This is a genomic window from Chitinophaga filiformis, assembly GCF_023100805.1.
GTDB classification, from domain to species: Bacteria; Bacteroidota; Bacteroidia; order Chitinophagales; family Chitinophagaceae; genus Chitinophaga; species Chitinophaga filiformis_B.
In genome coordinates this window covers 3,480,101-3,494,291 of the sequence record NZ_CP095855.1, presented here as the reverse complement: position 1 = coordinate 3,494,291, position 14,191 = coordinate 3,480,101, and the positions used below count along the sequence as shown (strand labels likewise).

At 49.9% G+C, this 14,191-nt stretch carries 11 protein-coding genes; 8 read left to right on the top strand and 3 right to left on the bottom strand.

The annotated features are described in order from the left end of the window. The first annotated feature begins 29 nt into the window (after window positions 1–29). The 8 genes from miaB to MYF79_RS13925 all read left to right on the top strand — a co-directional run bounded on the left by miaB (window position 30) and on the right by MYF79_RS13925 (window position 7,833). Window positions 30–1,451, top strand: a complete 1,422-nt coding sequence (miaB, locus tag MYF79_RS13960; RefSeq protein ID WP_247814564.1) for a tRNA (N6-isopentenyl adenosine(37)-C2)-methylthiotransferase MiaB — start codon at window positions 30–32, stop codon at window positions 1,449–1,451. A gap of 68 nt (window positions 1,452–1,519) precedes the next feature. Continuing rightward, window positions 1,520–2,770 carry a sigma-54 interaction domain-containing protein gene (locus tag MYF79_RS13955; protein ID WP_247814562.1) on the top strand — a complete coding sequence of 417 codons (1,251 nt, stop codon included), beginning with the start codon at window positions 1,520–1,522 and terminating at the stop codon, window positions 2,768–2,770. 55 nt (window positions 2,771–2,825) lie between these two features. Then, entirely contained in the window at window positions 2,826–3,341 is a 516-nt protein-coding gene (lptE, locus tag MYF79_RS13950) for an LPS assembly lipoprotein LptE (RefSeq protein ID WP_247814561.1), read from the top strand. A gap of 47 nt (window positions 3,342–3,388) precedes the next feature. Next, window positions 3,389–4,639 carry a hypothetical protein gene (locus MYF79_RS13945; protein WP_247814559.1) on the top strand — a complete coding sequence of 417 codons (1,251 nt, stop codon included), beginning with the start codon at window positions 3,389–3,391 and terminating at the stop codon, window positions 4,637–4,639. 10 nt (window positions 4,640–4,649) lie between these two features. Beyond that, a complete protein-coding gene (gene secG / locus MYF79_RS13940; RefSeq protein WP_247814557.1) occupies window positions 4,650–4,991 on the top strand; it encodes a preprotein translocase subunit SecG in 342 nt (113 codons plus the stop codon). Between the two features lie 73 nt (window positions 4,992–5,064). Further along, window positions 5,065–6,123 (top strand): endolytic transglycosylase MltG, encoded by a 1,059-nt coding sequence (gene mltG / locus MYF79_RS13935; protein ID WP_247814556.1) that lies wholly within the window; start codon window positions 5,065–5,067, stop codon window positions 6,121–6,123. Window positions 6,124–6,135: 12 nt separating this feature from the next. Continuing rightward, a complete protein-coding gene (locus MYF79_RS13930; RefSeq protein ID WP_247814554.1) occupies window positions 6,136–7,107 on the top strand; it encodes a YihY/virulence factor BrkB family protein in 972 nt (323 codons plus the stop codon). 123 nt (window positions 7,108–7,230) lie between these two features. Beyond that, window positions 7,231–7,833: a redoxin domain-containing protein gene (locus MYF79_RS13925; RefSeq protein ID WP_247814552.1), complete on the top strand. Its 603-nt coding sequence runs from the start codon at window positions 7,231–7,233 to the stop codon at window positions 7,831–7,833. A gap of 306 nt (window positions 7,834–8,139) precedes the next feature. Here the strand turns inward: MYF79_RS13925 and MYF79_RS13920 are convergent, their stop codons facing one another. The 3 genes from MYF79_RS13920 to MYF79_RS13910 all read right to left on the bottom strand — a co-directional run bounded on the left by MYF79_RS13920 (window position 8,140) and on the right by MYF79_RS13910 (window position 14,043). Continuing rightward, window positions 8,140–10,653, bottom strand: a complete 2,514-nt coding sequence (locus MYF79_RS13920; RefSeq protein WP_247814551.1) for a M14 metallopeptidase family protein — start codon at window positions 10,651–10,653, stop codon at window positions 8,140–8,142. Between the two features lie 51 nt (window positions 10,654–10,704). Then, window positions 10,705–11,124: a toxin-antitoxin system YwqK family antitoxin gene (locus tag MYF79_RS13915; protein WP_247814549.1), complete on the bottom strand. Its 420-nt coding sequence runs from the start codon at window positions 11,122–11,124 to the stop codon at window positions 10,705–10,707. Between the two features lie 144 nt (window positions 11,125–11,268). After that, the gene (locus tag MYF79_RS13910; protein ID WP_247814547.1) at window positions 11,269–14,043 is read right to left on the bottom strand and encodes a TonB-dependent receptor; all 2,775 of its coding nucleotides are present in this window, start codon (window positions 14,041–14,043) and stop codon (window positions 11,269–11,271) included. Window positions 14,044–14,191: the final 148 nt, after the last annotated feature.

Below are 14,191 nucleotides of genomic sequence, written 5' to 3'. Positions count from 1 at the left end.
TTTTGCTTTCCTAAAATTACTCGCAAAGGATGCTGGAACAGGTTACAAAAGTGCATGACGAAAGTCGCCAGGGTGAAGCTTACTCCTCCCTGGACGGAGAAACACAGACTTATACCAAGAAATTCTATATAGAGAGCTACGGTTGCCAGATGAACTTTAACGACAGTGAGATCGTCGCGTCCATCCTCAGGGAAGAAGGCTTTGGCCCCACCCGCAATGTGGAAGAGGCCAGCCTGGTACTGCTCAATACCTGCTCTATCAGGGAAAAGGCGGAAACAACCGTACGTAAACGACTAACAGAATTTAAGAAAATAAAACAACGTAACCCGGAGTTGCTGGTGGGCGTGCTCGGATGTATGGCTGAGCGCCTGAAGGCCAAACTGCTGGAAGAAGAAAAGCTGGTGGACATGGTAGTAGGCCCTGATGCTTACAGGACCCTGCCCGCGCTGATCGAAGAGGCGGAAACCGGCCAGAAAGCAGTGAACGTATTGCTTAGCCGTGAAGAAACCTATGGTGACATCAACCCTGTCCGGCTGGACAGCAATGGCGTGACCGCTTTTGTGTCCATCATGCGGGGTTGTAACAATATGTGCTCCTTCTGCGTGGTGCCTTTCACCCGTGGCCGTGAGCGCAGCAGAGACGTAGCGTCTATCCTGCAGGAAGCCACAGACCTGTTCAACAGGGGCTACCGCGAGGTGACCCTCCTGGGACAGAACGTGGACTCCTACTACTGGGTTGACCCGCAGGATGCATCTGTTGTGACCACCTTTGCCAATCTGCTCGAGCGCGTCGCACTTATCAGCCCATTGCTCAGGGTACGTTTCAGCACCTCCCATCCGAAAGACATTACCGATGAAGTGCTGTTCACTATGGCGAAGTACGAGAACATTTGCAAATACATTCACCTGCCTATGCAAAGCGGCAGCACCCGTATACTGCAACTGATGAACCGTACCTATACCCGTGAATGGTATATCAAAAAAGTAGACCGCATCCGTGAAATACTACCTGACTGCGCCCTGTCCACGGATGTCATCACCGGCTTCTGCACAGAAACCGAAGAAGACCACCAGGACACCATGAGCCTGATGGACTATGCCAGATACGACCTCGCCTACATGTTCTACTATTCCGAACGCCCCGGTACACTGGCTGCACGCCGTTACCAGGACGATGTGCCGGAAGAAGTGAAAAAACGCAGGCTGGCGGAAGTAGTAGAGCTGCACCGCGGACAATCGCTCAGAAGTATGCAGCAGGATGTGGGCAAAACGTTTAAAGTGCTGATCGAAGGCACCTCCAAACGCTCTGAAGATCATCTCTTCGGCAGAACAGATCATAACAAGGTGGTAATTTTCCCTAAAGAAGATTACCGTAAAGGTGAATATGTATGGGTGAAGGTGGATGATTGTACTGCCGGCACTTTATTGGGAACATCGACAGGGAGAGTATAAAAGACAAATTATTGGATCACAGTACCTTTTACAGGCCCGCGCGGCCGGTAAGAGGGTAAATTGAGGATATGGATAACGTACAGTCCATTAAAAACAGGTTTGGCATTATCGGAAACTCACCTGCATTGAACTATGCCCTGCAGGTGGCAGCACAGGTGGCCAACACGGATCTGACCGTGTTGATAGTTGGTGAAAGCGGCGTCGGTAAAGAAGTGTTTTCCAATATTATCCATTCACTTAGTGCCCGTAAACACAACCCTTTCATTGCCGTCAACTGCGGCGCTATCCCGGAAGGGACTATAGACTCGGAACTTTTCGGTCATGAAAAAGGCTCATTTACCGGTGCGGTAGACAGCCGCAAAGGATATTTTGAAACCGTGAGCGGCGGTACCATTTTCCTGGACGAGATCGGGGAAATGCCGCTCGGCACACAGGCCCGCCTGCTGCGCGTACTGGAAACAGGCGAATTTATCAGGGTCGGCTCTTCCAAAGTGCAGAAAACAGATGTACGGGTCATCACCGCTACCAACAGGGACCTGCTCGATCATACCCAGCAGGGCAAATTCAGGGAAGACCTTTACTATCGTCTGAATACCGTTCCGATCAGGGTACCTTCCCTGCGGGACAGGAAAGAGGATATTCCATTGTTGTTCCGTAAATTCTGCGTGGACTTTTCGGAGCGCTACAAAACCCCGAGCATCCAGCTGGATGACGAGGCCCGTAATATCCTGGTCAACTACCCGTGGAGAGGTAACGTGCGTGAACTGAAGAATATGGCGGAGCAGATCTCCGTACTGGCACAGGACAAACTCATCACCGCACAGGAATTAAGACGCTTCCTGCCAGAGGTGAACGAGCCTTCCAGGCTGCCGATGATCGCTGCTCCACAGGCCAAGACCAACGGTGACTTTACCAACGAAAGGGATATACTGTATAAACTGTTCTTCGATATGAAGAAAGATGTGACAGAACTGAAAAAGATGTTCTTCGACATCCTGCAGAACCCTAATATTGCCCATGCCGGCAATTTCCAGGACAGTCACCTGATGCACAGCTTCCACCCGCAACCCGAAGTGAGCGTAGCAAGCCCTGTGCCCGCAACCATTTCTTCCCCACAGCCGATCATCTTACAGGATAACAACAAGATCGATCACCATGAAGAAGTAGAGGAAACATTGTCGATTGCCGACAAGGAAAAGGAACTGATCGTCAAGGCCCTGAAAAAACATAAAGGCAAAAGAAAAGACGCAGCGCTTGACCTGGGCATTTCCGAGCGGACCTTATACAGGAAACTGAAAGAATACAACATTAACGAATAGCAGACGCCTGCCGGGGACAATTCCACTCATGGCAGGCAGTCTTAACACTTTTAAGATGATCAGATTACTTCAGGGGATAATGACCATCAGCCTGCTGCTGGTATTGGGCGGCTGTTCTATTCATTATTCCGCCACAGGGGCCAGTATTGAACCGGGCGCAAAGACCGTAAACGTGCGTTTTATTGATAACAGGGCGCCGATCAACAATCCGACACTGAGCCAGAACCTGACCGAAAAACTGCGTACCAAAGTACAATCGCAGACCAGGCTGGTACAGATCAACGAAGATGGGGCCGATTATGAGTTCAAAGGCGCTGTAACCGGTTATTCCTTCAGCAATGCCGCGGTGACCAACGTCGACCAGGCCGCTACTTCCAGGCTGACCGTTACCATCAATATTACGTTTGTAAAAAGAATAGGTGATAAAAAGGGGTATACACAGTCCTTCACCCGTTCTGCCGACTTCTCCGCCTCGCAGTTACCAAGTGCGGTGGAAAATGGCCTGCTGGAAAACACTATCCTGCCACAAATAGTGGATGATATTTTCAACAAAGCGTTCGCTAACTGGTAAGTATTACAAAAGCTTTTGTATTTAATTTTTTTTCATACTTTAGCAGCATGACCGCAAACAGGATCATTCAACATATCTTCCAACAGCCTGATATCAAACAGGTTGACGAAGCAGCACTGGAACGGCTGGTAACGTCATATCCCTATTTCACGGCGGCCCGCCTGTTGCTGGCGCGCAAACAATACAGCGTGCAGAAGAACCTGCTGGCGCCGGCAGTAAAGAAGGCACAGCAGTATAGCACCAACATGCATTACTTCTACCGTTTTGTGACCACCGACGAGAAAAGTGTAGTTCCGGAGGTTGTTGCGCCGGTAGCAGAAGAAGCGACACCAGTAGCGGCAGAAACAACACCAATTACCGCTGAAGCAATATCAATGACGGCTGAAGCAGCTCCGGCAGCACCTGTAACCGCTGAAGTAACAGCCGAAGCAGCTCCTGCTCCTGTGGCCGAGGCTCCTGTCAGTGCATTCCCCGGACAGGCGGAAACAGCGGCACCTGCAGCACAGCCTGTGCAGGAAACCAAGATCCATGTTACAGTACCTAAAGCGCCGGCAGAACAGGCCGCGCCGGAAACAAATTTTACTGCCGCAACATACAATACAGAAGAAGAATTGACCGTTACTGCGGATGATGTGGTGGCAACACCTGCCACTCCGCCGCCTTTCCAGGCAGCGCCGGCTACAGCCACACCTGCTACGGAGGCAGCGCCTGTACATACACAGGAGCCGGTAGTAGGCAGCCCGGTCACAAGTCTGCCTGCAGCAGCGCAGGCGCCGGCAACACCGGCAGCAGACAACCCGGTTAGTACAGCACCGGCAGCTGAAACAGAGCCTATTAAAATATTCCCGCTGGATACTTCTGAGACCGAAACGTCTCTGACTTTCCAACCCTTGTATACCGATGATTATTTCGCTTACAAACGTTTGAAAGAACCTGAGCAGGCAGAACAGCTCAGTGAAAAAGGAGCAGCAGAAATGAAAAGTTTTACTTCCTGGCTCAGAGAGATGAAGCACACCTTCGCCGAAAAAGCCAGCAAACAATGGTATCATCAGCAAATGCACCGCAGCTACGAAGATCCTGATCCGGAAGTATCAGAGGCGGTGGAAAAGATGGCTATGGACTCCATTACACTGAATGACGACATCGTTTCGGAGACGCTTGCTGAGATCTGGGCACGCCAGCACCAGTACCAGACAGCCATCCACATATATCAAAAATTAAGTTTGCTTAATCCCAACAAAAGCGCTTATTTTGCGCAAAAGATTAAGGAACTTCAGTTACTAACAGAAAAAAGTTAACTTATATACTATGTTATTGATTTTCGGCATATTAATCATCCTGGCCTGTGTGTTATTGGGCTTTTTCGTACTGGTACAAAACCCGAAAGGCGGTGGTTTATCCGGTAGCTTTGGTGGTTTCGGTAACCAGGTGATGGGTGTACGCCAGACCACAGATGTGCTTGAAAAAGGTACCTGGATCCTGTCTGCCATCATCGGTGTGCTGTGCCTCACTTCCTCCCTGTTCATCAGCAGAGGTCAGGCTCCGGAAATGAGAAAAGGCGTGATGGAACAAAATGTGACCGTCCCTACAGCTCCGGCTCCAGCGCCAGCTACGCCAGTGAATCCGGCACCTCCGGCTCCTGCAAAATAATATTCCGGCTGTTAAAGCTATTTCAGAACCTCGCCGTCACAAGCGAGGTTTTTTATTGAATACCTACCATCCTATGGCAAAGACAAGCAAAGCAAAAAAAAGTCAGAAGAAGAATCTGTGGATTAAACGTATGCTGGTAGTTGCCTGCGCTATCCTGGCAGGCCTGCTCGTATATGTAGGGTATCGTGTATTTGGCCCCAATACCAAAGCGTTTGGGGATAGTAAGTTTTTCTATGTACATACCGGCGCAACCTATTCGGATGTATTGGATGGACTGGAAGAACAGCAGATCATCCGCAGCCGTACCAGCTTCGATTGGGTAGCCCGCGAACTGGGATATCCAAAGCGGGTAAAAGCCGGTAAATACAAGATCAGCCGGGGTATGAGCAATTTCGATATTGTGAAGCTGCTGCGCGCCGGCCGTCAGACGCCGGTGAACCTGACCATTACCAAACTGCGCACCAAGCAGGACCTCGTCAGGAAGATCTGCTCCAACCTGGAAGCCGATTCTGCTACCTTCCGCGCATTGCTCAGCGACCAGGTATACCTCCGCCAGTTCGGACTGGATACCAACACCGTGATGTGCGCCTTCATTCCGAACAGTTACCAGTTCTACTGGAATACCACCGCAGAGGCAGCCTTCAGGAAGATCGAAAAGGAAACGGCCGCTTTTTGGACAGACGAACGCAAGGCTGCTGCCCGTCGCCTGGACCTGAGCACTGTACAGGTAATGATCATCGCCTCTATCGTGGAAGAGGAAACCAATAAAAACGATGAAAAACCGCTGATCTCCAGCGTATACATCAACCGCTTCCGCAAAGGCATGCGCCTCCAGGCAGATCCTACCGTGAAATTTGCCCTGCAGGACTTCTCCATCCGCAGGATCAGGGAAGGACATATCGCCTTTTCATCGCCTTATAATACCTATCAGAATGCCGGTCTGCCTCCGGGCCCTATCTGTACACCTTCCATTAAATCGATCGAAGCAGTACTGAATACGCCGGAAACTGATTATATCTATTTTTGCGCTAAAGCTGATTTCTCCGGATATCATGCCTTTGCCGCCACCTACGCAGAGCACATGAAAAATGCACAGGCATTCCATGCTGCTTTAAATGCGCGGGGGATATAACAATACACTACAATGCCATTCAGACCAGAAAAGATCATTCTTACATCCAGGCCTTTCCGTAAACTGGTAAACATCAGCAAAACACTGGTGCTGCCCGGTTTTGAGGGAGTGCCCCTGTACGACGTGCTCAAATTCTTTCTGAAGGAAATGGGGAACCGGAGCCTGGGGGAACGGGCTGCAGCTATTTCATTCAACTTCCTGCTGTCCATTCCCCCATTCTTCATCTTTCTGTTCACCCTCGTACCCTACATCCCCATGAAAAATGTGGAGGCCACCCTGTACGAGCTGGCAGAAGATGTTACCCCCAACTACAATACCTACATTATTATACGGGACATGATCCATGACTTCCTGTATACCCACCGTAACGGATTACTGTCCATCGCCTTCCTGATGGGCTTCTTCGCCTCTTCCAATGCGGTGATGGGACTGGCCCGTTCTTTCAATAAGAAGTCGCCCGGCTTCCGCCGCAGAAAATGGTGGCAGAAAAGGCTTATGGCCCTCAAGCTGACGCTCATACTCATCTTCCTCCTGCTGCTGACCGTCATCCTGATCATTGCGCAGGGTACCGTATTGAGCTTCATTTTCAAATATCTGGGTATAACCGACACCCGCATATTGTCACTGGCCGATGTGGCGCGGTGGATACTCATCGCCTTACTGTTCTTCTCTATGCTTTCGGTGATCTACCGCTTCGTGCCGGCTACCACCAAACGATGGAAGTTCATTACCGCGGGGTCTACCTTCGCCACTATTATGATGATCGTGGTGACCATCCTCTTTTCCGTATTTGTCAACAAATTTGCCAATTACAACAAGATCTACGGCTCCGTGGGCACTATCCTCATCCTCATGTTGTCCATTTACCTCTATTCATTCATCCTGCTGATCGGTTTTGAGCTGAACGCCAGCATCCGGATCCTGAAGGAAACAGCGGAAGCCCGTAAGGAAAACCTCCCGGAAGAGATACGCGGCCTCTCCTGATAAATTAGATAAAAATCACACATATTCGTATCTTTATGACGGAATCCCTGGTCGGTTCCTTCATTGTACTGTCCTCGGCAACAACCAGCAAGGGGGCATAGTGTTAACCTGAAACCTATATTTATGAGAAACGTATACTGTCTATTGATCCTATACTCCTGGCTTGTGGCCATGCAGCCGGCCCTTACGCCGCCATTGGAAATAGGAGCGCCCTTACCTAAAGGGGATGTTGTACTGCAGGATTTTTCCGGCAAAGAGATCACGCTCAATAAGGCAAGATTAAATAATGGATTACTGGTGATATTCTCCGGCAATACCTGTCCCTATATAGAAAGGAACCAGGCCCGCACACAGGAGATCTGTAAATATGCGCTTAGCAATAATATCGGTGTGGTGCTGATCAATTCCAACACTGCCGGTGCAGATGAAAAAGCAGTGCTGGCTGCCATGAAGACCTATGCTACCGGGCAGCAATACAACTGGTATTATGTAGCAGATAAAAAAACTGAATTAGCAGACGCTTTTGAGGCCAGTCATATGCCGGAATGCTACCTGTTCAACCAGCAGGCGAAACTCGTTTATAAGGGCGCTATTGATGATAGCCCGGGCAATGCAGAAGCGGTTAAGATGCGCCACCTGAACAACGCCATCAATGATCTGCTGGCAGGTAAGGCCGTGCGGGTAAATTCTACAACCGCGCTGGGATGTAATATCAAAAGGTTTTAGCGACTGTCATATCCATGGGGCAACACCTCCATTTCTGAATTTTTTCAGGAACCATTGCTTCCGACGGTTTAAAACTGTTGTGTAAGGTCAGATAACTTTTAAAGGCTGTCATGCATTCAACGACGCAACACCGTCCTATCATTTCAAATAAGACTTTTCATTGCTTACGACGGTCTAAAACCCTAGCGTAATATCAAATGACTTTAAAGGCATAAATTCAATGACGTAACACTGTCATATCATTCAAATGTGGCTTTTAATGACCATTGCATCCGGTAATCGACAGCTGTACATCATTTCGGCATGTTACCACACCATAAACAATGCATTGCCGAACATCAGTTTCCCGTTCTCCCAGAAACTGCGGAACAGCGGGTCATCGGCCATGAGGACGATCTTACCTTCGCCCATTTCCCTTACACCGAAGAGTAAACCGTCCCTGAGCTTTCTGCGTGTTTCCGTTCCCACGAAACCACTGAGGTAATTATCTTTCTTCAGTATGCCCACATTCCAGCCACCATCGTCCAGATAGTCGTATATCCTGCTGTCCTGCTTTAAAGTGTAATAGACAGACGGAAATCCGAAAGCCAGCGGGTGGCTATTGTCCAGTTGTACTTTGTATATGGCGCCGGGAATAAGCTGCTTCACGCCTTCCCTTTCACGGTTGGCGTAAGGCTTCAGCATGGCGTATTCATCTTTCTTTTCTTCTTTCTCTTCATCCTCCTTTTTCTGGTGAATGCCCCAGTCCAGTGTAGCCACCTGTGCCAGCGCTCCCTGCAGGGCAATCAGTTTACCGCCGCCGGTGATCCAGTCGCGCAGTTTATTGGCGTTGTCTTTGTCTGACAGGAACTTATAGTTGCCATCCGGCAATATCAGCACATCGAGGGCTTTCCAGTTCACGCGCGATAGTTGTTTTTCATCCACGATGGTGAGCGGGTAACCGATCTGCTGTTCGAAGAAATGCCATACCTCTCCGGCTGCCAGGGAAGAAATACCCTCGCCCATGACCACAGCCACCCGGATAGGTTTGATGAACCGCACTTTCTCCGAACCGAAGTCCACGCCCTTCTCCACAAAGCCGGTATTCACCGCGTCCAGTCCTGTTTTAAAAGTATTGGCCAATGCAATGACCTGTTCGTCAAATTGAGCGCCTGCCGCTTCATTGCCCGACCTGGTAATGATCAGCGTACCTGCGGGAAAGGACTTGCCGCCGGCAATGAAATCGCCTTCCGCATATCTTACCCGGATGCGTTTCTGCAGCAATGCGGAGAGGAAACGTACGTCCTTGATACTATTCCAGCGGGCCAGGTAGGCATAGGGCTTTGCGGCGGCCAGGTAAGCGTTCTGGATAGCCTGCAGACTATCTTTTGCCGGCGTCAGTAACTGGCGTACCCCGTAGGTTTGCAGGCCATAAGCATAAGGCAGTGACCAGGCGGTAATATCATATGTGACGGAATCGGCTAAACGGGAATCGGGCTCGAACAATACTTTTAACAGGTTTGACCTGGCCTGTGCAGCACTGATCACCATGTCTTCCTTATCTATGTTGAAATTTTCTGTCTTACCATTAAAGTAGTTAAAGCCAATAGCCTTGTTCGCGGCCGAGCCATAACCGAAACGGATACCGTTCCTGTTGAGCAGGGTGCCCAGGGAAGCCAGTTTCTCATAATTGCCGGCAGCCTTTACTACGTAAGACATATAAGGGCCTTCCGGTGCATGGATAGCTTCGTAAAAATAGTGAGAGAATTCTTTCAGTAATAAGGGCGCCTGTTGTGAGGCGATCTCTATAGTCGACAGTCCCGTAGTGCGATGATGCGCAATACGTTCTGTAAGGGTCAGGGTATCGCCGTCCTGTTTTAAACCTGCCAGCCCTGCACGTCCGCCACCACCCTGCTCGTAGGTCATTCCGATGGCCCCATTGTAGGTAGGGTAGGTATCGCCGTAGCTGGGGTAGAACATATCAAAGAATTCCTTGGTAAAATACAGCCAGCCTTCCTTATCGAAGTAACGGGCATTGTTCTTACCGATCAGCATCTGCATGCTGCGCTGCCAGGGTTTGATAATATCATGGAAAGGCTCTGCTGCAGGTGCAAAGTAATATGGAGCGTCGATAGATTGTTCATGGAAGTCTACATGTACCTGGGGCATCCAGCGGCTATACTGGATCGCTCTTTGCTGCGATTCCACCTGCGTCTGCCAGGCCCAGTCACGGTTCAGGTCAAAGTAATAGTGGTTCGCCCTTCCTCCCGGCCATGGTTCATTGTGCTCTCTCGCAAATAATAAGGGGTCGGCATAACGGGTATGCACCTGGTTGTAGAAGTTCACATAGCGTTCCCGTCCGTCGGGATTAAGACAGGGATCGATGATCACGACCGTATTCTTCAGCCATTCCTGTTGCGCTTTATGTTCTTTATTGGCCAGCATGTACAGTGTGACCATAGCGGCTTCCGTAGAAACAGCTTCATTGCCATGTACGTTATAGCTCAGCCAGACAATCACAGGATCGCCGGCGGCAGGCTTGCCATCACCACTGGCCAGTTCCAGGTTGTGTTGTCTTATCTGTTCGGTCTTGCTGATATTTTCAGGAGAAGAAATAACGGCCAGCATCAGGGGGCGGCCTTCGTAGGTAGTGCCGTATTGGGTGAGCTGCATATTGGGCGTAACAGCAGCAACGGCCCTGAAGTATTCGAGTACCCGGTGATAGGGCGTGAACTGCGTTCCGGGCGCATAACCGAGAAACTGTTCCGGCGTAGGCAGGATCTGTGAATATCCTGTTTGCACGATGAGCAGTATAAGGGACGATAACAGCAATTTGCGCATATGGAACCTTCAATTTAATTTACCTAAGATAAACAATTGAAAGGTTTTTTGCTACTCTACACTTTCACCTATCAGTCCGAAATACTGTACACACTCAAGACCTCCTTCGCGGCGGTAATAACGGAACTCCCCTACCCTGTTGTCTTCATGCCAGTGGCCGGTTTCCGATAGTTTGCCGTTATCGAAGAAAACGGTCCTGACGCCTTCCATTCTCCCCGCCCGCCGGTAATACACTTCTTTGAGCTTGCCATTCTCATAGTAGATCTCTACCTTTTCCCTGTAAGGATCATCAGTAAAGCCATATACTTTCCATTTGATATGCCCGTTCTCCTCCCGCATTACCTGGCGCAACAGTTCAGTCTTGTGATCCTCTCCGGCAGCACAACCTGCGCCATTGATGGCAAGCAACAACAGCAGAAAACCTGGAAGCAATGCATTGTAAATGTTTATAGAATTTCGTTCACCGGACATGCTGATGCAAATAAATAGCTTGAAAAGGCATACTCAATATAGCAAAATATAATAATATAAAATAGCAGGAAAAATGACTATACCAATGGAATGAATGCGAAGCCCATTCATTCCATTGATAGTTATTCAGTTATAGTAAAATATTTACAGGTTCAGTTCCAGCCTTGCAAACAGGAAACGGCCGTTATAACCGAATTGTGTAGCCCTTCTGCTATACCTGAACTGGTTGTTGGTGGTATTGGCAGGGTTGGCTACCAGGTCCGGGTATACGTCAAACACGTTGTTGGAACCAATGCTCAGCTTCAGGGCAGGCGTCAGTTTATAACCCACTGCCACATCGGTCACTACCTTGGCAGAATAGGTCTGGAAGAAGGCCGGATCGTTGGTAGCTTCCTCTACCGTACCGAAGTGAACGTTACGGAGGAAGGCATTGAACTTACCTATGTTGTAAGACAGTGTCAGGTTCACTTTTTCACGCGGCACCGTTCTTTCGAGGTAGATCCTGCTGGCCCGGCTGAAATAGATATTCTCTTTCCCTTTCAGCTTCTCGGAAGCTTTGATCTGGCCTACACGCTGCGTATAGCTATAGGTGCCGGAAAGGTCTGCACGCAATGTGCCCCCGCCCAGTTTTGTACTGTAGGTCAGTACCAGGTCAACGCCCTTTGTTTCAGAATTGATGGCATTGGCGAAGAAGGCAGCCCTGTTGGCATTGGCGAGCGAGAGCAGCTGGTATATTTCTTTGTCTACGGCAGATGCGGTATCGGCATTATTACCGGAGAACTGGTCTGTGTATACAATACGGTCGTCGATATGAGTAAAGTAACCGTCCAGCGTCAGGCTAAACTTGCCGAAGGTGCTGGTAAAACCCGCACTGATACTTTTTGATTTTTCCGGTTTCAGCTGCGGGATGCCCAGCAACTGTGCCGGCCGGCTGTCGTTCGTGAAGGTACCCACTTCATAAGGCACGCCATCCACAAACAAAGTGGAAGTGGAAGAATAAAAGCGCTGGTGTAATGATGGCGCCCTGAAACCGGTGCTGGCAGAAGCCCTGAGCGCAGTTCTTTCACTCAGCTTATAGCGTGCTGTCAGTTTACCATTCAGCGTACTGCCGAAATCGTTATAGTTCTCAAAACGTAAGGCGCCTCCCAGCAGGAATGCGGAGGAGAAATTGGCTTCTACATCCACATAACCGGAGATGGCACTGCGGGTAGCCCTGATCGCATTTTCAGGACGGAAGCCGGGGAATACCTGTGCACCGCCGGCCCTGGGTGTGCCGTCAGGTCCGAATACGGTGTTGACTGAGCCCTGCGGGTCTGGTATCAGGATATCTTTTCCATTGGCATCTACCCCTATCTTCCTGGCGCGGCCATAGTCGGTATAAGAGTTCTCTGCCCCTGCTACCAGCTCGTACTGCTCGAAGCGGTGTTCTGCACCGAAGGCTATGTCCAGTCCTTCCAGCACATCAAAACGGCGCGAGAAATCGACGTTCGTAGTGTTCTGTGTGAAGATAGGTCCACCGCAGGTAAAGCGTGTGGGAGAAGCTTTTCCCAGGGATGCATTCAGTGAATTTTCCACTTTGAAGCCAAACTCATTACGGCCATAGGTATTGCTGAAATCCACTTTCCAGTCGCCCAGGTTACCTCTTATACCTGCTGCAAAAGAACGGTCGTAAATATCACTGTGTATTTCCGGCAGGAAGCCCAGGGGATAGATCTCCATTACATTCCTGCTGTCGTGCGGCAAGCGGTATACACCGGCAGCATTCCCGTTACGGTAGCCGATACCGCCGAAGAAATACACTTCAGCATTGTTTTCCAGCGGGATGCTGGCATTCACAAACAACTGTGCGCTGCGCAGTTTCGACTGCCCCGCGCGCATACGGATATCGTTGCGGGTGATGTTGTTAGCCACGAGGAAAGAATCCGTCTTATCTACGCCACCGGGATAGGTGCGATAGATAGCGCCCGTCCAGGGGCCTGAACGATTGGTATAATTACGGTAATCATAAGAGCCGCCGAAATTGATATATCCGTCTTTGGCGCCCAGCGGAACACCATAGTTAACGCCGGTCTGCACCGTCTGGCCATCCATATTATCGTCGGCCTGCGAGGTAACGTTGGCGCCTGTAGTTACATTAACGTTCAGGCGGTTCACTGTGCTTTTCAGGATGATGTTGATCACACCGGCGATGGCATCAGAGCCATACTGGGCGGCAGCGCCATCGCGCAGTATCTCGATACGGTCAATGGCAGATGTGGGGATAGCGTTCATATCGGTACCTACCGCGCCACGGCCAAAGCTACCGTTCACATTCACCAGGGCGGTATTGTACCGGCGTTTGCCGTTTACCAGCACCAGCACCTGGTCGGGCCCCAGTCCACGCAGGGAGGCGGGATCAATATGGTCCGTGCCATCGGCAACGGTTTGTGTACCAGAGCTGAAGGAAGGCGCTACATAGTTGAGGATCTGGTTGATGGACACCTGCGGCGCATCGGCGGCAATACGTTTGATGTCAATAACATCTACCGGTACAGGCGTTTCCGTTTGTGTACGCGGCAGGCTGCGGGAGCCCAGTACCACCAGTTCATTCATAGTGGTGCTTGTTTCCAGGGTCACATCCAGTGTAGTGGTTTGTCCGGCGCTGACAGTAACGGTCTTACGCTGGGCGGTATAGCCTACGTAACTGATCAGCACTGTATGATTGCCGGGCACTATTTCCAGGGTAAAACGTCCCTGTGCATTGGTATATCCGCCTTTATTGGTATGCTCGATATGGACGGTGGCATTGGCCAGCGGTCCTTTGCCATCAGTGACGGTACCCGTAATGGTGCCGGTCTGGCCATACGAGGATGCTGATATACATAAAGTGAGGGCGATAAGAAGCACAAGGCCTCTTAGATGGGCTACCAGGTGTAACATAAGGTTCGATTTAGATTTATTTGGGTTTTTAGATTTTGAGTTGTTCTTTTGGTTATGGTATTGCTACAAGAACGAATTGGTCTGTCTATTATCTAAAATACTAATTTGACAGCGCATTTGGAACAACTTGTCAATATCAATTGTGGAT